General features: G+C 43.2%; 27 protein-coding genes. 7 read left to right on the top strand and 20 right to left on the bottom strand.

The genetic code is table 11. From position 1 onward, the window contains the following. Positions 1–162: 162 nt before the first annotated feature. The 15 genes from FHS17_RS11810 to FHS17_RS11740 all read right to left on the bottom strand — a co-directional run bounded on the left by FHS17_RS11810 (position 163) and on the right by FHS17_RS11740 (position 10903). On the bottom strand, positions 163–1437 hold the full coding sequence (locus FHS17_RS11810) for a glycoside hydrolase family 5 protein (protein ID WP_208420332.1): 1275 nt from the start codon (positions 1435–1437) through the stop codon (positions 163–165). Positions 1438–1760: 323 nt separating this feature from the next. After that, positions 1761–2189 (bottom strand): hypothetical protein, encoded by a 429-nt coding sequence (locus FHS17_RS11805; RefSeq protein WP_167278598.1) that lies wholly within the window; start codon positions 2187–2189, stop codon positions 1761–1763. A 445-nt stretch (positions 2190–2634) separates the two neighbouring features. After that, entirely contained in the window at positions 2635–2994 is a 360-nt protein-coding gene (locus tag FHS17_RS11800; protein ID WP_167278597.1) for an MFS transporter, read from the bottom strand. A 114-nt stretch (positions 2995–3108) separates the two neighbouring features. Then, positions 3109–3753: an MFS transporter gene (locus FHS17_RS11795; RefSeq protein WP_341805828.1), complete on the bottom strand. Its 645-nt coding sequence runs from the start codon at positions 3751–3753 to the stop codon at positions 3109–3111. A gap of 227 nt (positions 3754–3980) precedes the next feature. Then, on the bottom strand, positions 3981–4508 hold the full coding sequence (locus FHS17_RS11790; RefSeq protein ID WP_167278595.1) for an NAD(P)H-dependent oxidoreductase: 528 nt from the start codon (positions 4506–4508) through the stop codon (positions 3981–3983). A gap of 284 nt (positions 4509–4792) precedes the next feature. After that, positions 4793–5368 carry a TetR/AcrR family transcriptional regulator gene (locus tag FHS17_RS11785; protein WP_167278594.1) on the bottom strand — a complete coding sequence of 192 codons (576 nt, stop codon included), beginning with the start codon at positions 5366–5368 and terminating at the stop codon, positions 4793–4795. Positions 5369–6001: 633 nt separating this feature from the next. Continuing rightward, on the bottom strand, positions 6002–6199 hold the full coding sequence (locus tag FHS17_RS11780; protein ID WP_243865303.1) for a hypothetical protein: 198 nt from the start codon (positions 6197–6199) through the stop codon (positions 6002–6004). 136 nt (positions 6200–6335) lie between these two features. Beyond that, entirely contained in the window at positions 6336–6500 is a 165-nt protein-coding gene (locus FHS17_RS11775; protein WP_167278593.1) for a hypothetical protein, read from the bottom strand. Between the two features lie 76 nt (positions 6501–6576). Next, a complete protein-coding gene (locus tag FHS17_RS11770) occupies positions 6577–6969 on the bottom strand; it encodes an SMI1/KNR4 family protein (RefSeq protein WP_167278592.1) in 393 nt (130 codons plus the stop codon). Positions 6970–7081: 112 nt separating this feature from the next. Further along, entirely contained in the window at positions 7082–7708 is a 627-nt protein-coding gene (locus tag FHS17_RS11765) for a hypothetical protein (RefSeq protein WP_167278591.1), read from the bottom strand. A 265-nt stretch (positions 7709–7973) separates the two neighbouring features. Further along, positions 7974–8753 carry a class I SAM-dependent methyltransferase gene (locus tag FHS17_RS11760; protein WP_167278590.1) on the bottom strand — a complete coding sequence of 260 codons (780 nt, stop codon included), beginning with the start codon at positions 8751–8753 and terminating at the stop codon, positions 7974–7976. Between the two features lie 58 nt (positions 8754–8811). Continuing rightward, positions 8812–8988 (bottom strand): hypothetical protein, encoded by a 177-nt coding sequence (locus FHS17_RS11755; protein WP_167278589.1) that lies wholly within the window; start codon positions 8986–8988, stop codon positions 8812–8814. Positions 8989–9097: 109 nt separating this feature from the next. Then, positions 9098–9538 (bottom strand): GNAT family N-acetyltransferase, encoded by a 441-nt coding sequence (locus tag FHS17_RS11750; RefSeq protein WP_167278588.1) that lies wholly within the window; start codon positions 9536–9538, stop codon positions 9098–9100. A 97-nt stretch (positions 9539–9635) separates the two neighbouring features. Further along, the gene (locus FHS17_RS11745; protein ID WP_167278587.1) at positions 9636–10133 is read right to left on the bottom strand and encodes a 2,4'-dihydroxyacetophenone dioxygenase family protein; all 498 of its coding nucleotides are present in this window, start codon (positions 10131–10133) and stop codon (positions 9636–9638) included. Between the two features lie 224 nt (positions 10134–10357). Beyond that, positions 10358–10903 (bottom strand): TetR/AcrR family transcriptional regulator, encoded by a 546-nt coding sequence (locus FHS17_RS11740; RefSeq protein ID WP_167278586.1) that lies wholly within the window; start codon positions 10901–10903, stop codon positions 10358–10360. Between the two features lie 224 nt (positions 10904–11127). On the opposite strand from FHS17_RS11740, the gene FHS17_RS11735 reads away from it, so the two are divergent. The 4 genes from FHS17_RS11735 (at position 11128) to FHS17_RS11720 (ending at position 14711) form a co-directional block, all read left to right on the top strand. Continuing rightward, the gene (locus tag FHS17_RS11735; protein ID WP_167278585.1) at positions 11128–11883 is read left to right on the top strand and encodes a carboxymuconolactone decarboxylase family protein; all 756 of its coding nucleotides are present in this window, start codon (positions 11128–11130) and stop codon (positions 11881–11883) included. Between the two features lie 16 nt (positions 11884–11899). Further along, positions 11900–12646, top strand: a complete 747-nt coding sequence (locus tag FHS17_RS11730; RefSeq protein WP_167278584.1) for an SDR family oxidoreductase — start codon at positions 11900–11902, stop codon at positions 12644–12646. Positions 12647–12679: 33 nt separating this feature from the next. Next, complete coding sequence (locus FHS17_RS11725) at positions 12680–13087, top strand: cupin domain-containing protein (protein WP_167278583.1); 408 nt, start codon at positions 12680–12682, stop codon at positions 13085–13087. A gap of 421 nt (positions 13088–13508) precedes the next feature. Beyond that, positions 13509–14711, top strand: coding sequence for an IS110 family RNA-guided transposase (locus FHS17_RS11720; RefSeq protein WP_167278582.1), 1203 nt, complete (start codon positions 13509–13511; stop codon positions 14709–14711). Positions 14712–15073: 362 nt separating this feature from the next. Here FHS17_RS11720 and FHS17_RS11715 read toward each other — a convergent pair whose 3' ends face one another. Next, positions 15074–16309 (bottom strand): YncE family protein, encoded by a 1236-nt coding sequence (locus FHS17_RS11715; protein ID WP_167278581.1) that lies wholly within the window; start codon positions 16307–16309, stop codon positions 15074–15076. Positions 16310–16431: 122 nt separating this feature from the next. After that, positions 16432–17046, bottom strand: coding sequence for a cyclase family protein (locus tag FHS17_RS11710; protein WP_167278580.1), 615 nt, complete (start codon positions 17044–17046; stop codon positions 16432–16434). Between the two features lie 150 nt (positions 17047–17196). Between FHS17_RS11710 and FHS17_RS31090 the strand changes: the two genes are divergently transcribed. Next, a complete protein-coding gene (locus tag FHS17_RS31090; protein ID WP_167278579.1) occupies positions 17197–18117 on the top strand; it encodes an SRPBCC domain-containing protein in 921 nt (306 codons plus the stop codon). Positions 18118–18299: 182 nt separating this feature from the next. Here FHS17_RS31090 and FHS17_RS11700 read toward each other — a convergent pair whose 3' ends face one another. From FHS17_RS11700 to FHS17_RS11690, 3 genes are all read right to left on the bottom strand, one after another. Next, positions 18300–18524 (bottom strand): helix-turn-helix domain-containing protein, encoded by a 225-nt coding sequence (locus FHS17_RS11700; RefSeq protein WP_167278578.1) that lies wholly within the window; start codon positions 18522–18524, stop codon positions 18300–18302. A gap of 19 nt (positions 18525–18543) precedes the next feature. Next, positions 18544–20010, bottom strand: coding sequence for a protein adenylyltransferase SelO (locus FHS17_RS11695; RefSeq protein ID WP_167278577.1), 1467 nt, complete (start codon positions 20008–20010; stop codon positions 18544–18546). Between the two features lie 120 nt (positions 20011–20130). Beyond that, complete coding sequence (locus FHS17_RS11690) at positions 20131–21261, bottom strand: tyrosine-protein phosphatase (protein ID WP_167278576.1); 1131 nt, start codon at positions 21259–21261, stop codon at positions 20131–20133. A gap of 210 nt (positions 21262–21471) precedes the next feature. Between FHS17_RS11690 and FHS17_RS11685 the strand changes: the two genes are divergently transcribed. Together FHS17_RS11685 and murI are read left to right on the top strand one after the other, a co-directional pair. After that, positions 21472–22836 (top strand): TrkH family potassium uptake protein, encoded by a 1365-nt coding sequence (locus FHS17_RS11685; protein ID WP_167278575.1) that lies wholly within the window; start codon positions 21472–21474, stop codon positions 22834–22836. Positions 22837–22931: 95 nt separating this feature from the next. Next, positions 22932–23708: a glutamate racemase gene (gene murI, locus FHS17_RS11680; protein WP_167278574.1), complete on the top strand. Its 777-nt coding sequence runs from the start codon at positions 22932–22934 to the stop codon at positions 23706–23708. The last annotated feature ends 339 nt before the right edge of the window (positions 23709–24047 follow it).

Raw genomic sequence — 24047 nt, 5'->3', positions numbered from 1 at the left:
TATATTTCACTAATTCATTAAACTAACCTGCCCATTAACGTAACAAAGCTGCCGATCGTGTACCGGCAGCTTCATTCAGTTTTGCTATTCAACCCCCTCGTTCCACATTAGTTGAATGCTTATTTTCTTTATAGGTTCTCAATTGCTGATTTGATTTCCTTACTATTCCTTATGAGGAATAAGTGCTTCCAGCAATTCATTCCGATACTGATTAGCTATCGGGTCGAATACGCCGAAGCCCGAGCTATATTCCCAATAAGCCCAGCTGAAACCGCGCTTTTCCGCTTCCTCTCGCACAAAAGTCGTCCACCGTGCTCGTGAAGGCATATCGGCTTTGTTGTACGCACCGAATTCGCCAAGATAGATCGGGCGATGGTGCTCCTTTGCCCAATTGCTCACCTTATCGAATGCTTCCACAATCGAATTGGGACCTGCCGGATTCGTTTTCACCGGTTTCGTATTGTAATCTTGGAACCAATCGTCCACCCACTTCACCTGCTTGGCGGCAGTGATCGGTTCCGTCTTCTGCGCCGGGGGACCTGGCCAAATGACGCCGATGGTTCCGATTTCCGGACCTGCCCATTCTGCTCCCTGGTGAGTGAAGAGAAAAGGATCGTAATAATGGAACGTAACGATAACGTTGTGTTCGTTAACCGGAATGTCTAGCGACACAAGATCAGCATAATTGCTCCAGTTGACGGAGCCGATAATGACCGTATGCCACTGATCCTCGCTCCGAATCGTATCGAGCGCTTTCTTCAGCGTTCTATTCCATTTTGACCAGGTCAGAGAACCGTTTGGTTCATTGAGCAGCTCAAAATACACATTGCTGGGAAGCTCTTTGTACCGTGCCGAGATTTGCTTCCATAGCGCCAGAAAACGAGCCTCCTGCTCATCTGGATTCAAATAGATCTCATCGAAATGGTGCATGTCAAGAACTACGTTCAGCCCCTGCTTCAGCGCCTGGTCGACGACCCAATCAATGCGCTCGATAAACTTGGAATCAATAGCGTAAGGAGCTTCCGCATCCGCATGCGCCGACCACTTGATCGGAACACGGACCGTTTCGAAGCCAGCATCCTTGATCGTCTTGAAGTCGCTTTCCTGTAAAATGATTCCCCATTGCCCTTCTATCGGAGCCTCAAGTGCATTGCCAAGATTGACTCCTCTCCCAAGCTGTTTAGCCTGTTGAAATACGTCAAGCGGCGCTGACTGCGGGTCACGCTTCGGCAGCTTCTGGTCCGGCGTAGTCGCGGGCAAAGCAGCCATAGTCGGGTCGGGAGACAGTGTATTCTCCGCCGCTTTGCTGGCCGCCGGCGTGGCATTCTCCTCCTTGTTCGATGCCTCTTTGCCTAGGTTTTGCGTTCCACCTGTACACCCCGTTTGCAAAACAAACATGAGCAGCGAGACAATGAGTGCAATACTCCATTTTTTCAATGTCACAGACCCCCTTGAAGTAACTCATTCTAAATACTTTTCTAAAACGAAGATCACTTCTCTTGGATTGTATTTACGTCTTAGTTCTTCTCTTCGTAAAATCCCGCTTTCATAGTCATTTACTCGGACTCTCTCAATTTCCTCCAGCTTTGAACCTTTGACTACCAATTCCGTTGTTTGGTTTCTAACTAACTCTTGTTGCCAACAAAAAACACCTCCAAAGTTGTCCTCCATATCTTACGACATGGAAGCTATCTCTTGAAGGTGTTTTTAATTTGTCTCAAGCCAGGGGGGCAGTCCCCTTTCGCACCAACTTTTTTTGTTTAACTACATTTTTCAACTACATTTACGGAATCGTTGTTAATCGTTACATTCGAATGTCCAGACAAAGACTCTGTATACGAACAGATTGTTTTCTTTATTGTTTCTCCACGCGAGTCTGTAAATTTCAAGTAAATACCGCCTTCACCGGTTAGATGAAGATCTGGTTTAATTGTAACCTTTCTTCCGCTAGCAAGTTGATACTCTTGTACTACCTTTGATTTTTCTTCACTCTCGGATCCTTGGGATCCACCCATAACACCTGTTTCTATTTGAGTAAGGTCATAATCTGATTGATTATCAATCATTACAGAAAAACTTTTGAATTGATTAAAAAAGTCTGAATTTCCTTTGTAGATGCCGATGACAATCATAACTACAATCACAACACCTACAACAGACAAAGAAATAAGTATTGATTTTTTACTCAAACTTCCTCCTCCTTCCTGTATGCCTAAGAAACGTAAATAATTGTAGAAATGTTTCAATGAAAAATGTGATATAGATAATTCTAAAGCATTACAGGGAGGTAACAAAGTGTCGAAGGATGCAAGTCGTTGCTATCGCCTAGTTCTTGAATTGGGAGCTATTATGTCCGTTAACGGAATAAAGCTGCCGGTTGCACGCCGGCGCTCTATTCGTTTGGCTTTTCAACCATCGTTTCCCAGTTAGTTGAATCCTCGACCTCCGTCGCGATTTATGTTCCAGCAGTTTCGCTACGCTTCTCGCCCATCTTTGCGACTTCCAGCGGCAGGCTTCGGTATCCACTTATGTCAACTCCCCGCATAATTCAAGCGGTGAGCGCTTAAAACATTAGTAAAGGCGATCGCGCTTCCCTAAGGGATTTAAGCACGATCGCCTTCAACAATTATTGCGTTATTCTGTTTGACTGACTAGAGAACGGTTATTGACTGTCGAGGTAACCGTAAGAAAGATGAGTACCAAAGCGAACGAGAACGCTCCCAGCCACATCGCGCTGGTTACATTGATCGTATCGACTGCCAAACCGCCTATTAAAGCTCCCAAGCTGACAGACAACTGATAAATACCTACATAGATCGGACTCATGGCTTCTATAGCATTCCCAGCAGTTGAAAAAAACAATAGCTGCAGGCCCAAGGGAGCCATTCCCCAGGCGATTGCCCAAATAATGAAAGCAATGATTGAAATGACAACGTTATGTCCAATCAGTGAAATGCCCAGCAATGAAATAAGGAAAATAACTACTGTTCCCACTAACAATCCCTTGAGGCAGCGTTCGGCTATGAAACCCAGCGGCAAAATTGCTTAGGAAGGAAACAATCCCGTAGACAAGCAGTATCGCGCTAAGCAGATTCGTGCCGATTAAAGTCACTTGCTGGAAAAGGGTGTTATATGAGTGTAGGCTGCAAATTGACCACCCACAATGAGAATCGCAATAACAAAGACCGTTATTACATTCTTCATTTTCAACAGCTCCAAAAAATCTTTTCCACGAACCCCCTGTTCCATCGGAATTCTCGGAAGCAGTATGAGCTGGATGATAAAAACAGCAATCGCAAGTATGCATCCTACCATGAAAACGCTTCTCAAATCAAAATATGCGGCCATATAAGACGCAAATGGAACACTTATGACCGTGCCAATCCCAAATCCTCCGAGGACAATCGAGATTGCTTTTGCTACCTTCTCTTGCGGAACTAACTTTGCTTGAGCAGTCATAGCCACAGCCCAGAATCCTCCAACACTTAATCCAAGGATGATTCGCGCAATGACTAGCACAAAGAAATGGGTTGTAATCATCGAAAGTACATTAGATACAATAAGCAGCAACGACAGTCCGAGAACCACCACCCGGCGATCCAAACGTCCGATAGCTATCGTAAGAATCGGACCCGCAATGGCCGCCAGTATAGAAGTGGACGTCACTGTAATTCCGGCAGTACCCTCGGATACATCAAAGCTTCGGCTAATTTCATAAAGTAGACCAACTGGCAAAAACTCAGCAAGAGAAATTGAGATTTTTGCAGGTATGAATCCGGGGCTTTAGAGAGATCAGTAACTATGAAATCGAAGACCGAAATGCGCACCGGTCTGGTTATAATGTTTCATTGTGGCTTCGAATTGTACAATTCCGCCCAATCGGCCGGCATCACCTTGCGGAAGGCATTTATATCAGAGTGGTATGCAGACTGGCCGTTCTATCTGGTACCAGGGACAAATCGCGTCAATAATTACGTATTTCATATAAGTAACGGCTTAACCGTCGTAATATGCCGTACATAATCTTTGCTGCTTTGCTCCAAGAGCGTTTCGTCGAGCGTGTTGTACGCAAAGTGAGGCAGGTATACGGCGCTGATATAGTTGGTAAGTGCTCGGAAGGGAACCAAAATTTCTTCCAGCGTGAAGTGATTGGAACCGGTCGGTTGATACGCATCTTTAGGCGCGCCATACGAGAACGCGACCCCGATTTCTTTCCCGGTTGTCTTCGTCCCTCCCGGACCGTATGCCCAGTTGTACAGCAGCACGTTTTCGAACCATTTTTTCAGCAATGGCGGCGCGGTGTACCAATAAAGCGGGTATTGGAAAATAATCCGCTCATGGGCTAAGACTAACTGCTGCTCCCGATGGACATCAATGTTTTCGTCCGGATATTCTTTGTACAATTCATGAATCGTGATCTCATCATGCTTTTTCAATTCATTCACCCATGCTTTATTCCAGACGGACGATTCGATATTCGGGTGGGTAACGATGACTAGTGTTTTCACGTGCATTCGCTCCATTCATCTTGTAAGTTTAGTTTTGAGCCTGCATTCCTACCCTTTTATAGGATCCATAAGCGATATCACTTGCCGTGCATTTGTTTCCTTAACTTAAAATTGTACCTACTTGTCGGTACAGAATCGGCAAAAAAAATGAATGCCAAGCATCTGGGTACCCCTTCCTTCATCAGCGCAGTTTCTATTCTATATTGTACCTACCATTAGGTACAGACAGATCATATCAAAATCGCTTCGCATGCACAATGGAAAAGGATGGAGGCAATCGGGGCTCAAGAAAGGCGATATTGCGAGCGAATGATCGCGATGGCGTTCGTGAGAAAGCTGACTTCTTTTTGGCTCTTCATTAATAAAATGGCGCCTTCGATCATAGATACGATGGCTTGTGAATGCTGTTTGGCATCGATGTCCGACGGTAGATGCCCCTGTGCTTTCAGCTCGCTGAGCGCGCCTTCGATCGACAAAATCCACCGGTCGAATATATAGTGGACTTTTAGCCGAAACGTCTCGTCGTGTTCGCTCATCTCAATGGCGAGGTTCCCCGCGGGACAACCCGATTTCCCTTCTTGGTCTGTATGGATGGTCAACGTCCTGTTAAGCATTTTATTTAATTTCACGATAGGATCAAGATCGGCTGCGAAAATGCCTTCGAATACATCCCTTTCCCATTCCTTGACCAGATCATCGACGACGGCCAGGCCAAGGTCGTGCTTGGACGAAAAGTAATGATAGAACTGTCCTTTTCCGATGTGAGCCTCGTCCATAATATCGCTGATCGACGTAGCTTGGTAGCCCTTATAATAAATGATTTTTCTGGAGATTTTAATAATATCTTGGAGTTTCGACATCTCGACACACCCTTTTTGATTTCTTTTGCTCGAGCTCAGTATCTGCCTAACCGGTTGAAAGGTGACAAATTAATTTTATCACAGTTTGTATAGAATGAATAATGTTAGAGGCGAATCTCTCCACAGGTTGAACTAGCGGTAGTCTTCCCTACGATGGCTATGTTCATGTCGATTGGCCGGAGGAGGACAATATAAGCTCTTTTCCTTGGAGGAGTATTGTATTGTTGTTGTCCATTGACACAAACTACTGATCAAACCTCCTAATGAGCGGATCCGTCGGCGCCGCCCTGTCATAATTCGATGATGATTGCGCCCATATCATCGCTGCCGATCGTGTACCGGCAGCTTTGTTACGTTTGGCTATTCAACTATAGTTTCCCAATTAGTTCAATGCTAAGTTGTATCTTTACAGCTTTTCAATCGCTGATTTTATCTGATCATTAAGAAGCGGTTTTTCTTTTGATTTAGCCCAATAAATAGTGAGTATATTTCCTTTCTCTTATAAAAAAGGATACGTAGTAAATTGGGCATTTTTCATTTTCTCATTAAATTCTTTTGTGCCGGATTTACGAGCAGCTTCTGTATTAAAAATATAAATATAAATCAATTCAGGATCAGAATGATCTACAGCTGCTACATCGTTTCCCTTTTTCTTACTTTTGCAAATAAATAAATTGATTCAAAATAAACTGGGAAAATCACTAATCCTGCAAATGCAATAAGTAGTGCAATAGCAAGACGGTTATCATCGTTCCATGCATCAACATGCCCTATAGAGTAAACCACATAAATTAACCAGCAAACCATCTCCTTTTTAGAAAGGATTCCCATTATATAGACGCCTCTACACATGCTCTTGTTGCCGTTGCCTAACAGCTTAACGACACAAAGAGCTGCTGTCACAGTGGCAAACTGCTCATGTATTGTTGAACTAAAGTTCCCAGTTACTTCAATGAATCCATATGTACTAATTTTTCTCAAGTATAGCAAGTGAATAAACTGTACCACCAGACTCAGAACAAGACATAGGATTCTGGCTTACAACTTTCCATCCATCTTGCAACAGTTGATTTAGCTCAGCTAAGTTATTCTTTTTTTCGTTAAAATAATGAACGACGATTGCCTTTTGCATGAAATACACCTCCAAAAATTGCAGAAATGACTTTATCGGGTTCCAACGTCACGAACACCAGCATTCTTTGATATGCTTAATAGGCAATTTGACATCCGTTTTCGATCCAGTTAACGATATCTGCAGATACAAGGACACCGTTGGAGGGGTTCATATCTCCAGCATCAACAGCAATTATTACTGTTGAGTCTTCTTTAAATGGCATCAGTAATACTGTACCTCCGCTATCATCCCCAATTGCAATGAACTCTTTTGCATAAACAGCTACTTCCCAGGTGGAGTTACGTTCACTCAAATCTTCAGTGCCATAAAGACACACACCATCATCAAGTATAAATCCGTTCATTCTTTTTAAGATCATTTTGTAAAGAATCGGGAGCCTACCTCCTAACTCTTTCTCAGCTTTAAGAAGGTCTAATTCTCCTGCACCTTCATTTTTCTCGAGTCCATTTAATTTTGAAAAATCCATAATTACACTCCTATATGAGAATTCTGCCGTTTTAACTACCGGATATTTCTTCTCTTTTGTTGTTACACTATCCTCCCGCCGCCGTTGTATTAATTGAACTATTGTTCTTACGTTAGCGTAATTCGGTTCGGTAAAGTAAATAAGAGTTATCTTTTAGGATGAAATGTTCATCTGGGAAATTGTCCTTTAATGACCGGTTTATTATGATGGCCAGAAAATTTTGTAGGCTATCCTTGAAATTAAGATTTGCTAAGTGATATTTTTCATTTGGCCATCCTTCACTAACATCAAACAAACCCTTAATGTCTTCTTCTATGGCTAAACCGCCCACGCTAAAATCTAATTCCATATAGAGAGAGATCAGAAGACTAATGAACTCGTCTAACTCATCATCTCTCACACCTAACTGATTCCACTCTGGGGCATCAAATGCATCTCCGTAAAAGCAAATCGAAAATGACAATAATTTTGAACTGATTTTCTCAACGAAAAGTAAAGCCCTCCGTAGCCGGGTAGTATGAACAGTTATGTTGAGTGTTATTTGATGAATCATTACACTGTGAGGATCATCCTCATCATAAGGATAGCCCTCGTAGTATTGTTGAAGGTATTCCGGAGGGTTATGAACTTCTATTTTAACATCTAGATTCTTCAACTTAGAGATGACTCTTTCTATCTTAGTTGGTTCATTAATTATAAAGCTAAGTTCTAAAAAAGGTCCTCCTTGTAACCAATTCATAAGTAATCACCTCATTAAAGATAGTACCATATATTGGTAATATCCTGCCCTTTACCTAATAAAAAAGAGCAACTGCCGTTGTGGCAAACTGCTCCTAGATGGCTGAACTAACGTTCCCAGTTACTTCAATAACCGCACTTTTATTTATGACAAGGTTCACCGTAATGTATCTAAGTACGAATTTAAAGTTTGATCACAAAATACATATCAATATATAAGACAGAGCCACTCCAAACAATGGAGTGGCTCTAGGTATGTTACTTAATTATGATCTTGTAGCTTCATAAACGAATTGTTGATTTCCATTGGTCGGTATCTTTCCGAATTCAAAATCGGCAGATACAGTTACATCGGTAAAACCAATACTTTCTAGAATTAACTTAAATTCTTCCACTCCGTACCACCGCTTTGCAAAACGTTGTAATTCAGTTTGAATTAGTGTTCCGTTACGCCACTTTTCATACTTTATATAGTCTACTCTGTACTGGTTAAAGAATAAATCAGCTTCGACACACTTCCCTTCCATAGTGATTATGTCACCATTTGGTAAGTGAAATGTCGATGAACCGTTCCAGTGCCCATTATCAGAGCTGTTGTAATTATTTCCAGGCAAATGTAGGTCTAGTATAAGACGCCCACCAATATCCAGATGATCGTACAGTCGTTTTAAGACTTCCTTCGCTTCAGACCGTTGTTCTATTAACAAAAATGAACCCGCAGGAATAATGATTGCTTCATATTTATTGGACAATGCGAGTTCCTTTAAGTCAGCTTGATATAAATTGGTTTTTAAATCATGAACCTCACAACGTTGTCTGCATGAATCCAACATCTTAGAAGAGTAGTCTACTCCATCGACAACAAGACCTGATTTAAGAAGTGGAATAATGACACGTCCAGAACCTACCATTGCCTCTAGAATCCGTCCGTTGCAATGTTTAAGTCTCTCTTGATAATATTCAATATCTCCGTTAAATGAATGTCCAATTTCTTTGGTCAGATCATAAACCTCTGTACACAGTTCTCCGTAATAACTAAAAGACATATAATTTTTACCCTCCGTGGTTTTGGTTTTTTTGCACGGAAGGAGATAGTTTAAATGATTATCCCTTCCGCACCTCTAAAATAACTGTTTTACCACCAAATTGAATTGTTCTCACTGTAACCACTCGCTTTCTTAGTAGGATAAAACCAATATAGTTTATAAGGGAAATATTAGCAATAGTGGAAGCGGCTTCTGTTTGAAGATCATTATTTATTCTTTCAATCATATCTGTCATTAATTGAACTATTCTCCCATTAACGTAACAAAGCTACCGATTGTTCAACGGCAGCTTTATCAGTCTGGCTTTTCAACTATCGTTCCCAGTTAGCGTAATCACATGTCGCTTATCGGTACATTTGAACAAACCACATCTTAAAACCGTGCTTTTCGTAAAAACCAACGATTTTTTGCCACTGCTTACTTGCGGAATACACTGTGGAATGAGTTATACCATTGCTTTCAGCTGATTGGAGCAGCTTATCAACCATCGCATGCCCGATATTGTCACTCCGATAATCTGGATGAACATAAACCTCATCGACCTCAAGGTAACTTTCACCTTTTCCAATGACAGCCAATCCATCACTTTCATGGACTGTTCCTGTTATATATCCTACTACTATAGAGTCAATCTCTGCGACCCAGAAGTAATCCCCTATGTAGTTCCTTAAAATTTCTTCGGTATTTGCCCCCAGACCGTAAGTGATACCTTCAGTAGCCCATAATTCAGATAATTTAGCTGCTCTTGATAAATCACCTTCATTTGCTTTCCTAACAGTAACCATTGTACTATCACCACCTAATTTACAATGTCTAGCTACTACGTGTGTTATTGAACTATCAAATTCTCCTTAGTTCAACGGATCCTATGTGTAACTATTTTTAATAAATAAGGTCATCTCTAGGTTCAATTCCATGTAGACCGCAATAAACTTTATATTTATTCAGGACAGTATAAATGTCGTCTTGCCCAATAATTTGATCGTTCTCATCAAAATACTGAAGAGAGCCGCCCCATATAAATAGAGTTACTACTTCTTCCTCTTCTGTAATAAGGGTATGAATGTCGCCTGGAGGCTCAAATATAAAGGTTCCTAGAACAGCAACCCATTCGCGCCCTTCATATCTCCATTTGCCCTGAATATTATAGCCAATTACCGATCCTCCAGTGTGTCTATGTCTTCCCAAAATCTGATTACTCTTAATCTTAAATAAGTAAATCCATGTTCCGGTGTTTAGATCAAAGCGTAAAGGTTTGAAATAAGAAGAGTGATTATCAGTAAACGGAACCCAGGGTAGATCTTCAATGTTCACAATACGTTCTGGTAACTGAAATTTCTCTGCGAGTTTTATTACTGATTCTTTAATAAGGGAGTTCATTGAGAGCACCTTCATTCAATTTGTTTGGTCATATTTAGTATTCGAAACCCGCCTCAATTTTTCCTTTATTTCCATACTCTGTCATCGCGCTAATCTGCCCTTTACTTCAATAAAAATGGCAACTGATCATCCAGTGATCGGCTGCCATTTTTATTGTTCTCAACTAACGTTTCCCGTTAGCTTAAGAGTATATTCCCTCACAATCTTCGTTGTATATGATAAAACTAAAAATTCCTATCTAACAAGATTCCCACCTGTTCTGCCACAACTTGAGTTGGTTCAGATAATCCATTGGCGATCCATGCTTCTACTGTCTCCACGATTGCAGCTCCAAAAAAATTTAGAATCAAAGACTTACTTAATCCTTTATTTTTCCCTTCGGTTACATCTACTTCCCCCTCTAACTCTTCGATCACAAGTTTTAGGAAATGAATACGAAAAGTAGGGGCTCCTTTACTTTTTAGCATTGTTGAAAAAAATGAATAATTACGTTCGAAGTATTCAAACCACATAAGATTTCCCTCAACAAAGCTCATATCAGCCGTCGATTCACAGAGGTTCCTTAATTCATTAATATGTTCTTCAATTAGCTTATCCAATAAATCAAATTTATCCATGTAATGATCATAAATGGTTCTTCGACCGACATTTGCCCTGTCGGAAATATCTTGGATTGTAATATTATCAAAACTCTTCTCAGACATCAGTTCAATAAAAGCATTTTTTATTGCCTTTTGTGATTTTTGAACTCTTCTATCCAACATAGACATTTTTTAATAACCACCAAACTTCCTTAAAATTTACCGTACAATTTTAATTAACTTGTGCAATAACGCACGAAATAAGCATTTTGATTATTGCTGACAACCTCATTTCATTTTATATTATACACAGATGTGCGGTAACACATCAATGTGCGATTAACTAGCGCATCAAATATTATTACCTTTGGAATAATATTGAAATCAAATACAATCAAGGAGGAGTTTGAATTATGAACCGTATTGAAAAGAGCAAGGAAAAGTTCAACCAGCTATTTGGTGAGGGAGTAACCGCTGTACGTGAAACTGATCCTGATTTTCAGGACATACTGAACCATTTCATTTTTGGGGAAGTCTTCTATCATGGCAACCTTGACGACAAAATGCGTGAGTTGATTACCCTGGTGGTGCTTACAACCAATCAGACGTTGCCTCAACTAAAGGCACATGTTAGTGCAGCACTGAATGTTGGGCTAACACCTGTAGAAATTAAAGAAGCTGTTTACCAGTGTGCTCCGTATATCGGATTCCCAAAAACGTTAAACGCTATCAATGAAGTCAATGAGGTTTTCAAGTCCAAGAATATTTCATTACCAATTGAAAGCCAAAAGCAGGTTAATGAAGAAAATCGCTTCGACAAGGGAGTCTCAGTGCAGGTAGAGATCTTTGGAGATATTATTACAAAAATGCAAGAGAGTACCCCATCAAATCAAAAGCATATTCAGGAATATCTTTCTGCTTTTTGCTTCGGAGATTTCTACACTCGAGATGGACTCGATTTGAAAATGCGTGAGTTGTTAACGCTCTGCATCATAAGTGCAATGGGTGGGACTGAATTCCAGATTAAAGGCCATGTGCAGGGTAACAAAAATGTGGGGAATAACAAGGAAACAATGATTAATGCCATCACCCACTGTCTTCCATATATGGGCTTTCCAAGAACACTTAATGCATTAGCTTGCGTTAATGAAATTATTCCTGAAAATTAGAAAGGTGTTGCTTATTATGTCAAATATTAAAAATAAAGTAGTCGTTCTTACTGGAGCTTCTTCCGGAATTGGAGAAGCTACTGCAAAAGAACTTGCATCTAAAGGTGCAAAGTTGGTACTCGCAGCTCGTCGTGAAGACCGTTTAAAGAAACTACAAGATGAGATTCAAACCAGTGGCGGACAAGCTATTTATAAAGTGACAGATGTGTCTTCTCGTCAACAAATCGAAGAACTCGCTGCGTATGCTCTTAATGAATTTGGAAAAATTGATGTGCTAGTCAACAATGCCGGCATCATGCCACAAGCTTTTCTTGCTGAAAATAAAGTGGATGAGTGGGATAAGATGATTGATGTGAACATCAAAGGCGTTCTTTACGCCATCGCTGCTATTGTTCCATCTATGAGAGAACGTAAATCCGGTCATGTAATCAATCTTTCTTCAGTAGCTGGACATAATATCTACCCAGGTGGGACGGTTTATAGTGGCACTAAATTTGCGGTAAAAGCCATCTCTGAGGGCTTACGTCAAGAAGAAGCGATAAGTGCTACAAATATCCGTGTGACCAATATTTCTCCTGGGGCTGTCAACAGTGAATTATTAGAAACTATAACAGACCCAACGATGAAAGCAGGATTAAAGGAATTTTACCAAGTTGCAATTGATGCTGACGGCATTGCTCGTGCAATCGCCTTTGCCATTGAGCAACCATCAGATATAGCGATTAATGAAATGATTATTCGTCCAACTGTTCAAGTTGGTTAATAAAACAAAATATAGTATATTGGAGAGGATAAAATGGTAAAACATGAAGAAGTAAAGAATGGCGTTATTTTTCCAGTGGGTGAAAAAAATGAAGCATATGCACAATATTTTGTGGGACAAAGTTTTCTTAAAGGATTAGTTGCTGATCCTAAAGTGAGTGTTGGTGTTGGGAATGTAACTTTCGAACCAGCATGCAGAAATAACTGGCATATCCATCGTGATGGATTTCAAATTTTATTGGTAACTGGTGGCGAAGGTTGGTACCAAGAAGAAGGAAAGCCTGCTCAATTCTTAAAAGCAGGCGATGTTATTGTCACTCACGATGGTGTGAAACATTGGCATGGTGCCGCAAAAGACAGTTGGTTTGAACACATTGCAATCACTGCTGGTACACCTGAATGGTTGGAACCAGTATCAGATGAGGAATATAACAATATTTAGGTTAAGAATTGAATTAAAGAAGGCAGAAAATAGACCAATAGCCAAAAATGGTGGTGCAGGGATCACACCCTAGCACCGCCATTTTTTAATTTGACTGATTAATTCAATCAGGTGAACTGCTGGTTCATCAAGCGAGCGAAACTCTTTTGAGACAGCCCCTTTAAACTAAACTGCCCGTTCGTATTATGAGGTCACCAGATCTTTCTGGTCGACCTCTTTTTTGTAGAGTCGTAAGATTGCAGTAGCCGGGGATCGAACGTAACTGCCCGTGGGACTCGGATCCCGTAAGCTATTCTGTTCGTCCCCCCTACTTGTTAAACCATGTTTAGGCTGGTTGGGACATTGATCCCGTATCACATGCGATAGTGTGGACAACAAGAAGGTTAGGGGTTGCCGGCGAATTTACTCTAGGAGTGATGAAATGAATCCAGTCATTGGTGTGGATATTTCTAAGGGAGAGAGTCATGCACAAGCCTTTTTAAAACGTGGATTACCTTACGGCAAGGTCTTTAAGTTCCAGCATAATCTTGAGGGTTTAGCATCCTTTCTTGACTACATCAGAGACGTAGAGTCTGCTGCGGGAATACGTCCCTCCGTTGTTATGGAGGCTACAGGACATTATCATAGCCCTGTTGTTCAGTTTCTGGATGAGCACCAGTATATAACCATCGTCATTAATCCGTTAATCTCATTCGAAGCCAAAAAAACCAATTTGAGGCGGGTAAAGACGGATGCTGCTGATGCCTTTCAACTCGGGATGCTATTTTATAAAGAAGAGTTTGAGCCCATCAAAAAGCGTGGCCAGCATCTCATGAATTTGCGCTATCTCACGCGGCAATACGACTCTTTAACAGGTATGTATGTCCAAGTGAAATTGCAATTCCAGGCTATACTCGATCAAGTTTTTCCCGAATACCGTGGTGTGTTTGGTGACCTGTATTCAAAGGTTTCCCTTAAACTTCTGGCCAAGTATTCAACATCCAAAGATGTGCTAGAAATGACCGAGAACGAAATTACAGCAGCAATCCAAAGCCTTACCGGACGCGGTCGATCCGCTTTATGGTGTCTAGAACGTGCTCAAATTCTAATGGCTGCAGCAAGGCGAAATCCATTCAAAGAGACGGTTTTCCCAAGCCATTTAGTTTCCATTCAGTTGCTCATTAAATTGCTTCTTCAGTACCAGGAGCATCTAGCTGACCTCGTAAAATCGGTCGATGCCCTGGCTGAAGAATTGCTCGAATATGAATTAATCCAATCAATACCCGGCATTGGTACTAAGATTGCTGCAACAATCTTAGCAGAGATCGGAGAGATCGATCGGTTTGAACACGCTAAGAAGTTGGTAGCTTTCGCTGGTGTCGATCCAAGTGTTTTCTCTTCAGGCAAATTTGTATCAACCCAAAATAGAATCACGAAACACGGCTCAAGGAGGCTTCGCTCAGCTCTATTTCAAGCTGTGCGATGTGGCATTCGTAGTAACCGAAACAAAAAATTAAGAGCTTTCTACGATAAAAAACGGGCTGAAGGAAAGCTGTTCAGGGTAGCCGTAATCGCTTGTGTAAATAAACTCATCCACTGGATCTTTGCCATTTTGACTAAGAAAGAATCGTTCCGTTTAGATTAAGTAGCAGGCTATAGCAACATATGAAATATCTTCCTGTGCCTGAAGGGACGGTTATTTGCTATACCCTTTTTTCAGTATACCACCTCGTGAATATGCCATTAATAATTAAATATTGACAAGCTATTAGCTGGAATAGCTTAATAAAGTCTTGTCTGTCTTCATTTTATTTTCTCAGTTTAACTCGCTCAAATATTGCTCATACAACACATAATAATGTGATTTTCTTGTCGCTAGCGCTAGCTTAAGGGATTTTTACATCAAAAAATAAATGACAAGAAAATACGTACAAATGAAAAAGAACCTTGATTTATCAAGGTTCTAAATCGGGATTATTATGTCGTTGTATTTTTTAATTCAATATGCTAATCCTGTATCGTAATACCACTCGGGTTAACAGCCACCTTTAAGCGGTTCACCACTTGGTTTGTCTTGCCGTCAATAATGGCAACTTCGCTGCCCAGAGCAGCATAAATCCGGTTTGTTCTTGGATGAACAGCAACTGCTCTTGGATGGCTGCCAACTGGGATCGTCGCTGCCACTGTATTCGCAGCGGCATCAATAACGGATAAAGAATCGCTGCCGAAGTTCGATACATAGACGAGATTCGTCAACGGATTAACCGCTGCTGCATAAGGATTAACCCCGATGCCTTCCGTAATGGTCGTCACTAAGGAATTGGTTGCTCCATTCATCACAGAGACGCTATTACTCTTGAAGTTCGGAACATAAATCAGATTTGCAGCCGTATGAATGGCAAGCAAACCGGGATCTTGGCCCGCCGGAATATCCGGGAATATCCTTGTATGAGTCAAACCATCAATAATCGATACGTCGTTATCTGGATCGCCGTTGGCGACATATATACGATTCGTAACCGGATTGACGGAAATACCCGAAGGAATATTACCCACCCCTACCGACCGGATGATGGTGTTCGTATCCCCATCCAAGACATCTACTGTATTCAGAAGAAGACTGGTGATATAGACATGATTAGTGACCATATTCACCGCCGCATGGCATGGAAAAGGGTTGACCGGGACGACTGTAAGGACGTTACCTGTCGTACCATCAATAACCGAGACATTATGGGTGACGCTGTTAATCGCATAAATACGATTCGTTATCGGATTATGGGTAATGCCTCGTGTGGATGAACCAGCCGGAGATAAAGGGATCGTCCGAATAACGACTTCCGTCTCTCCGTCAATGACGGTAATCAGACTTTCCTCTTGTGAGGTAACATAGATCAGATTAACATCCAGCTGATCAGGCTCAAGCTCAACCTCAACCTCTTCTACGAAATCCTCCAGCTCCTTCATACCATCCCGTTTATGAGGCTTTAGCCTTGTTCGGTATTCCAGTCTGACTCGACTATTGGTGTTGGTGTTAGTGTTAGTGTTGGTGTTGGTAATGGTGTTTGTATTGGTATTGTTAACGATCGATTTCTGCTTTTTCTCGCTGCTGTATGGTTTCTTCCTTTTCTTCTTTGGCTGATCTATGTTGTTTGTTGGGGGGGACAAAAAACCTGACTGCTTCTGAGACATATATAGCAGCAATGGAACCGACTCTCTCTTGCTCCGGCCATATAATTTCATACCGATCTCCTTTCCCAATCCTGCATAACCGCTTATTTATTATAAGAAGCTGGGACACGGATGGCTTGGGTATATGGCATCGGTCATTTGTACGCCGAACATTTGTCCCACAGTGATTCTCGCTACAGGACTCGCGCAACGATACGTGCAATCGATGAATCGGCTCGGATTTTCAGGGGCAGTGCAATGATTTCGAATGCTTGTACGTCCAAAAGCTTGTCTACATTCATCAAATTCTCAGCAATAAGAATACGATTTTCGAATAAACGAGTATGTACTTCATAGGGGTCCCGATCCGGTGACGGTGTATCCAGAGCAACCATCTTCGTTTTTTTCCGAACGAGCAGATCGGCAAACGCTGGTGTAAGAACCGGATAATCTGTAAAATAGCCGGGTTCACCAAATCTGTGACTATGCCCCGTATACACCACGATAATCTGATGCTCTCCGATATGCTGCTCATACTCGTCTTTATAATCAATAACATCCTGTCCTCTTACATCTAACAGACATCCTTCGCCGATGAATGACTCAAGAGGAACCTCATTCAAATACTCGTAACAGTCCGTTAAATGCATAGGCCCATCCATATGAGTTCCCGCATGCATGTTGATATTCAACTGGTGATTATTGTAACCATCCGCCTGAAAAAATCTCGATTGCACGAGCTCCGTCTCGGCATCTCCCGGGAATGGCGGCAGCCCGTTTACAATCGTATGGGTAAGGTCGATCAGCATCTTTTATTTGCCTCCTCTAATTCATTGTCCTATGTACTCTCCTTATACGCCAAGCCAATTACCGTGTCAATCAATCACTCTCTTTATTCCCATGCCGCCATTTGGTACACTTTCCTTGATGTTACTTCCTTACAAAGGGGATTAGTCCGTATGCTGGCAACCATTCGAAGAGAAGGCTCTGGTTATACAGTGGTGTTCGAGCGCAAGCTGAGACATCCGAAGGAAGAGGTATGGTCTTATTTTACCGATAACGAAAAACTGCCAAAATGGTTCTCCGAGCTTCGGGTAGAGGATCTGCGGGAGGGCGGACACCTAAGCTTCAACATGGGTGACGGTTCTTATGAGACGATGAGAATTACTGCCTATGAGCCATTATCCGTGCTCGCCTTCACTTGGGGTGAAGACATGGCTGTAAGGTTCGAGCTCCATGAAAATGATGGCATCTGTACGCTTCAATTAATCGAGAGTATCCTTAATCCTTCCGAGCATACGCCAAAGGATCTCGCAGGCTGGCATGTCTGCCTTGATGTCATTCAATCCTTGCTGGACAATGGACAACCTCTTGCCGCACGCCGCGAGCATTGGGAACGCTGGTATCCGAAATATCAGGACGCCTTGCAGCAGCTTCAATCCTTAATAGTTGAATGCTCTATAGATATTGATCGGCCCATTGATGCAGTCTGGCAAGCAGTCACAGAGGCTGAAGCCTTATCACAGTGGTATTCACCCGGCTCCCCGTGGGAGATTACTGAGCACAAGGAAGGAGCATCAGCTCTATTCCATCACTCGCCTGGCAAGTATCACTCCGGTACAGAAGTGACTACTCTGCGAGCTGAGATAACGGCATTCGAGCCTCCACATCGCTTTGCCCTTCGGTGGGACTACACAGGTGCAAACGATGTTCCGGTCACTACTACCTTCCGCCTCCATGAAAGCAATGGTGGAACACAGGTCACAATGGCGGAGTCCGGTTATGAGAATGCAGAGCAGGCCGAACCAGTCAAACAAGGCTATACGATGTCGCTTGAGAATCTAAAAGCACACTTGGAAGGCAATCGTTTACCTCATTAATAAATGAGAAAAACTCCTATCGGAGTACTTCGAAGATGAGCGACCGCGTTTAAGCGGAAGTTTTTATCGCCAATCGGAATGATTTTCTTTACGTTTTATCGCTTTAAAGAATTTAAACATTCCAATGTGGTAACAAAAAGGACGGGATGCCCCGTCCTTTCCCTATTCACCCTATAGCTCCTTCAGTTACTTCTCTCTACGGGAATAAGCTCATATAAATCATTAACCGTACAACCTACGGTATCAGCGATCGAGATTGCCGTCTTTAACGGCATTAACCGCTTATTATCGATATAATCCGCAAGCCGCTCCGGTTTATAAAACAAAGCCCCTGCCAGCGCCTCTCTGCTCATTCCCCGCTCTTCTAGCTGTTCCTGCAGTAAGCATCGACCTAGATCATATTTCATGGCGTTAATCTCCCTCAAATTATGTTCCGCAGAACGTCCGATAAGGACGTGGGGATTCATCCGGCAGCAGAGTATATTCCGCCTGTTCTTCCGAGTAAGCATACGGATTGCTAAGTGCCTCCAGCAGACTGTTCATGACGCATAAATCCCCTTGCTCTGCCGCTTCCAGCGCTGCTTCTACCCTGTGATTACGCGGAATAACAGCCGGATTGCTGCTTCTCATCAGTCTCAAAGAATCCTCTTTCGACTCCTCTTGTCTATCCAGCCTTGCCTGCCACTGCTTCTGCCACTCAGCAAACTCCGTTATCCCATGTAGTGCCGTATCTTCCGGCTTATCCAGCGATAAAGCACGAAACGTATTTGTGTAATCGGCCTTGTTGCTCTGCATAAGCAGTAGAAAAGCTTCAATCAGAGCTTCATCCTCAGGCTCATCATTGAAAATCCCAAGCTTCGCTCTCATCCCTTGCAGCCAATGTTCATGAAACAGTTCGCTAAAATCAGATAACGCATCTTGGGCAAGCTCAATTGCCCCTTCCTCATCTTCATCAAACAGCGGTAACAGAGCTTCAGCTAATCTGGCTAAGTTCCATGAACCGATATACGGCTGATTGCCGTAAGCATAACGGCCTTCCCTGTCAATCGAACTGAAGACCGTAGCCGGATCATATGTATCCATAAATGCACATGGTCCATAATCAATCGATTCTCCGCTGATCGCCATATTATCGGTATTCATAACACCATGGATAAAACCAACCAGCTGCCATTTTGCAATAAGTGAGGCTTGCCGCTTGATTACTTCCTTCAGGAAGCTGACATAACGGTTGTCCCCATCCTCCATATCCGGATAATGTCTCTTAATCGTATAATCCGCCAGTGCACGAAGCTCCTCGAGCGTTCCCCATTGAGCGGCATATTGGAAGGTTCCGACACGGATATGACTTGCCGCAATTCGAGTTAATATAGCACCCTGCAGCAAGCTTTCCCTCACAATCTCTTCACCTGTTGTTACAACAGCAAGGCTGCGTGTGGTCGGAATACCAAGCGCATGCATCGCCTCACTGATGATATATTCGCGCAGCATTGGTCCAAGCGCCGCCCGGCCGTCTCCACCGCGGGAATAAGGCGTCCGGCCTGAACCCTTAAGCTGAACATCCACTCTCACTCCGTGCGGTGTAATCTGCTCGCCAAGCAGCACTGCCCGGCCATCACCCAGCTTGTTGAAATAAGAGAATTGATGTCCGGCATACGCTTGTGCAAGCGGCTCTGATCCCTCTGGAATCTGATTACCCGCAAATACATCTACACCATCACTGCCTCGCAGTGCATCAGCATTTAGTCCAAGTCCAGCAGCAAGTGATTCATTTAACTTGATTAATCGCGGAGCACGTACAGGAATAGGATTTTGCTTGGTAAACAATAAGTCCGGCAGGCCAGCGTAGCTGTTCTCAAAGTTCCAGCCTATTTGCGATTTGTTATCCGTCATCTTGGTCTCCAATCCATTTTCATATTTAACCTTATTATAACCCTCCTTCCACTCACCATGAAGAAACTCCAAATAAAAAAGAGCCCGTGACCAAATGGTCAACGGACTCTGCATGAAATCTTACTCTGTGTACATGGCTTTCAGCTTCGCACGCTCTTGCTTCGTGATGCCAAGACCTTTTTCAAGGAAAGCATCGATCGAGCCGTATTTATTTTTCATTTCATCGATTGCCGCTTGCAGGAATTCCTTCTGAACACCCATCATTGCTGAGATAGCTGCAACAACGTTCTCATCTTTCACCTGAGCTCTGACAGCATCAACCGCTTTTTTGTTAGCTTCTGCACGGTAAACGTTGCTCAGAAGGTAGTCGTCCATCACTGTTTTCTCATCTACACCAAGTGCCAGGAGGATGATTGCGGAACCAAGGCCTGTTCGGTCTTTACCAGCTGTACAGTGCTGCAGCAAACCGATGTTGTTCGGATCGTTAAGCAATTCCATCAGTTGAACATAGAATTTCGGGCTGTCAACCATTTGCTTGTTGAAGCCTGCCATCATGGCAACTGCACTTGCTTCATCTTTCATCATACCGGAAGCAATCATGGAGTTCAGGTCTGCTGTCGAACCAGCATTACCTGCATCGGTACGGATATTTGTGATACCTGGGATAATCGGATCTGGCATAGCGTTAACTTCTGCATCGGTACGGTAGTCAACGTTTGATTTGATACCCATGGACTGAACAATCTTAATATCAGCATCTGTCAAATGTCCAAGCTCTTCGCCACGGAACAGCTTGCCCCATTTTACGGTCTTGCCATCAGTTGTTTTGTAACCGCCCAGGTCTCGGAAGTTGAATGCGCCTTGCAGGTTTACTTTGCGTTCAGCAACCGTAATTGTCGCGCCGCTGCTTGTCTTAATGTAGAAATACAAGCGGGAGCCTGGCTTCGGATCGGATGTTACATAACCGTTATAGCTGGCGTTGATGCGTTTCAGCTGCTTGCCGTTTTTCACGATATTATCAGGGGAAGTGCTGTACAGGATTTTCGCAGCGCCAAGATCCACATTAGAGTTCCAGTTAATTTTCAATTTGCCGTCTGCAGTACGTTCAACGCTTGCTTGTGTGAATACGGCTTGCACTTTCTTCTGGGATGCAGCAACAGGTGCTGCGAAGCTTGCTGCTGGTGCAGCTACTGCACCAAGTACCAGAGATGCTGCGATTGCAGTTACTGCGTAAGCTTTGGATAATTTCATTGTTATTGTTTCCCCCTACAAATTGGTTGTGTACTGGATGTGTTTTGCTCGTATACGACTTGTATTCAAGTTTTTATTGTAGGGGGGCTTTATAAAGGGAATTTTAAAATTTGGTGAAGAGTTTGTAAATGCAGCTTTCCGCATATTTCCGCTCCGATCTAACCATATTATGGCTATCTGAAAAGAAACATCGGAGAGGATTAATCATTCATGTGGAGAACATTTCGGAACTGGGTGAGCAAACGTTCACCCGCACAAGTCATTTCTGGTTATTACATTGTGGCCGTGCTGTTATCTATCCTGCTATTCAGCCTTCCTGCCGTACGGAAGCCGGGAATGAAAGTATCCTTCTTTGACACCATCTTCACGGCTGTCAGTGTCGTAAGCGATACTGGACTAAGTGTATTTAACGTAGCAGAAACATATAGCGTGTTCGGATATTTCGTTATTATGATCGTTCTGCAATTCGGCGGCATCGGCATTATGGCGATGAGTACATTCTTCTGGCTGCTCATTGGACGAAAAATCGGCCTGCGCGAACGCCGCCTCATCATGGTCGACAATAATCAATTTGCATTGTCCGGGCTTGTCCAGCTGGTGAAGGAGATTCTGCGGATTACTCTATTGACCGAGTTGGTGGGGGCGATCATATTTGGTCTGCGTTTCCTCCGCTACTTTCCGACATGGCAGGAAGCTTTTCTGCAAGGCCTGTTTGCATCCGTTAGTGCAACGACCAATGCCGGAATGGACATTACTGGCCAGTCACTGATTCCGTTCAAGGATGATTATTTCGTGCAGCTGGTCACGATATTACTTATTGTTTTTGGCGCGATTGGATTCCCGGTGTTAATTGAAGTGAAGGCGTTCCTGTCCCGGAAAAAGCTCGATCTGAACTATCCCTTCCGTTTCTCCTTATTTACAAAGCTGGCGACATCCACTTACTTCATTTTGCTTGGAATTGGTACCATTCTGATCCTGCTCTTCGAATCACAGCATTATTTCAAAGGCCTGTCCTGGCATGAAAGCTTCTTTTATGCCTTTTTCCAGGCCGCGACTACCCGCAGCGCAGGACTTACGACGATGGATATTACCCACCTGACGTTGCCAACTCTCCTTCTCATGTGCGTGTATATGTTTATCGGGGGTTCTCCTAACTCGGTTGGCGGGGGGATCCGAACAACGACCTTTGTACTGAACATGCTGTTTGTGTACCACTTTGCCAGAGGTCGGCGGGATTACAAGGTATTCAAGCGGGAGCTTCATCCAGACGATGTTCTGAAGTCGCTCGCGATATCGATGCTGGCTATTGTCATGTGCAGCTTATCCGTCATCGCAATCAGCTTCTCTGATAAGCAGCATCAGCTCGTTGCGATCATTCTGGAGGTATGCTCTGCTTTTGGTACAGTGGGCCTGTCGACAGGCATTACACCGGACTTAAGCATATTTGCCAAATGTATTCTCATGCTGCTGATGTTCATCGGAAGAATTGGACTAACCTCCTTCCTCTATATCATCGGCGGACAACAAACGATGTCGAAGTACCGCTATCCAATTGAGAGAGTGATCACAGGCTAATCAGAGATCAAATAATCCTATCGTAGTCTTGCCCTAACGCCTTTCTCGCGTTATGCTGAGTGTAATCAATACCATACGATAGGAACTCATAATCTATGATGATCGGTATTTTCGACTCCGGACTCGGAGGACTTACAGTACTGGCAGAAGCGCTGAAGCGCCTTCCCGCCGAGAATTATCTCTATATGGCTGACACGAAGCATGTCCCATATGGCACGAAGTCAGAAGAGGAAGTACGCTCCTTCGTGCTTCAGACCGTTGAACAGATGGTAGAGCAAGGCATTGATGCGCTTGTTGTGGCCTGTAATACAGCGACCAGCATTGCGATTAATGAGCTGCGTGAGCGGTATTCTTTTCCGATCATAGGGATGGAACCAGCCGTTAAGCCGGCTGTGGAGATGAACCGGGCAACAGGGAAAAAGGTTCTTGTCTGGGCAACTCCCCTTACCCTTCGGATGCCAAAATATTACGCACTTGTCTCCCGCGTCGATGAAGAAGGCATTGTTGACTCCTTGCCGATGCCTGAGCTTGTCCAATATTGCGAGTCGCTTCAATTCGATACGAATGTCCTTCGCGATTATTTCCTGGCCAAGCTGGCTCCTTATGATCTTGAGGATTACGGCATAGTCGTGCTTGGCTGCACGCATTTCCCGTTCTATACGTCTATTCTGCAAGAGGTCTTGCCGCCGCATATTCAGATTGTGAACGGCAATATGGGAACCATCCGTCGTTTATCCGCCATGCTGAACCGTTACGGGATCGGAGCTGGGCGCGGCAGCGGCCATGTACAGTTCATGTGTACCGGCGGCGAAGAAGCTTATATCGAAAAGATGCGCTCTGCGCTCAGCTATTTGAAGGAACAGGATATGTAAGATATGATCCAAGAAGACCGGCGGCCACTCTAAGTGGCTGCCGGTTTTTGTTTAGAAATGATACATAGAATCACACATGTTCATCGTAGGAATACATCTTCAGCTTAATCGGCAAGTGCATTATGCTAAGCTCATAGTTCGGACAATAACCTCATGAACAGACCTCGATATGGCCAATACCGCGAACCAATAGGAGCTTTCGGTATTGGTTTTTTGTTTCCCCATGTTTAATGCTACGAAGCAAGAATTACCCAATGTCATAAGTTAGTCCCTTTACTGCGCAATTCTTTTTAGGAGGTGGTTGAATGTAGCTTTGCGCCAAAATGTAAGCGCATTAAT

The sequence above is a fragment of the Paenibacillus lupini genome, from assembly GCF_011761355.1.
Taxonomy (GTDB): Bacteria; Bacillota; Bacilli; order Paenibacillales; family Paenibacillaceae; genus Pristimantibacillus; species Pristimantibacillus lupini.
Note: the sequence above shows the minus strand (reverse complement) of the source record. Positions and strands in the feature narration are given on the sequence as shown.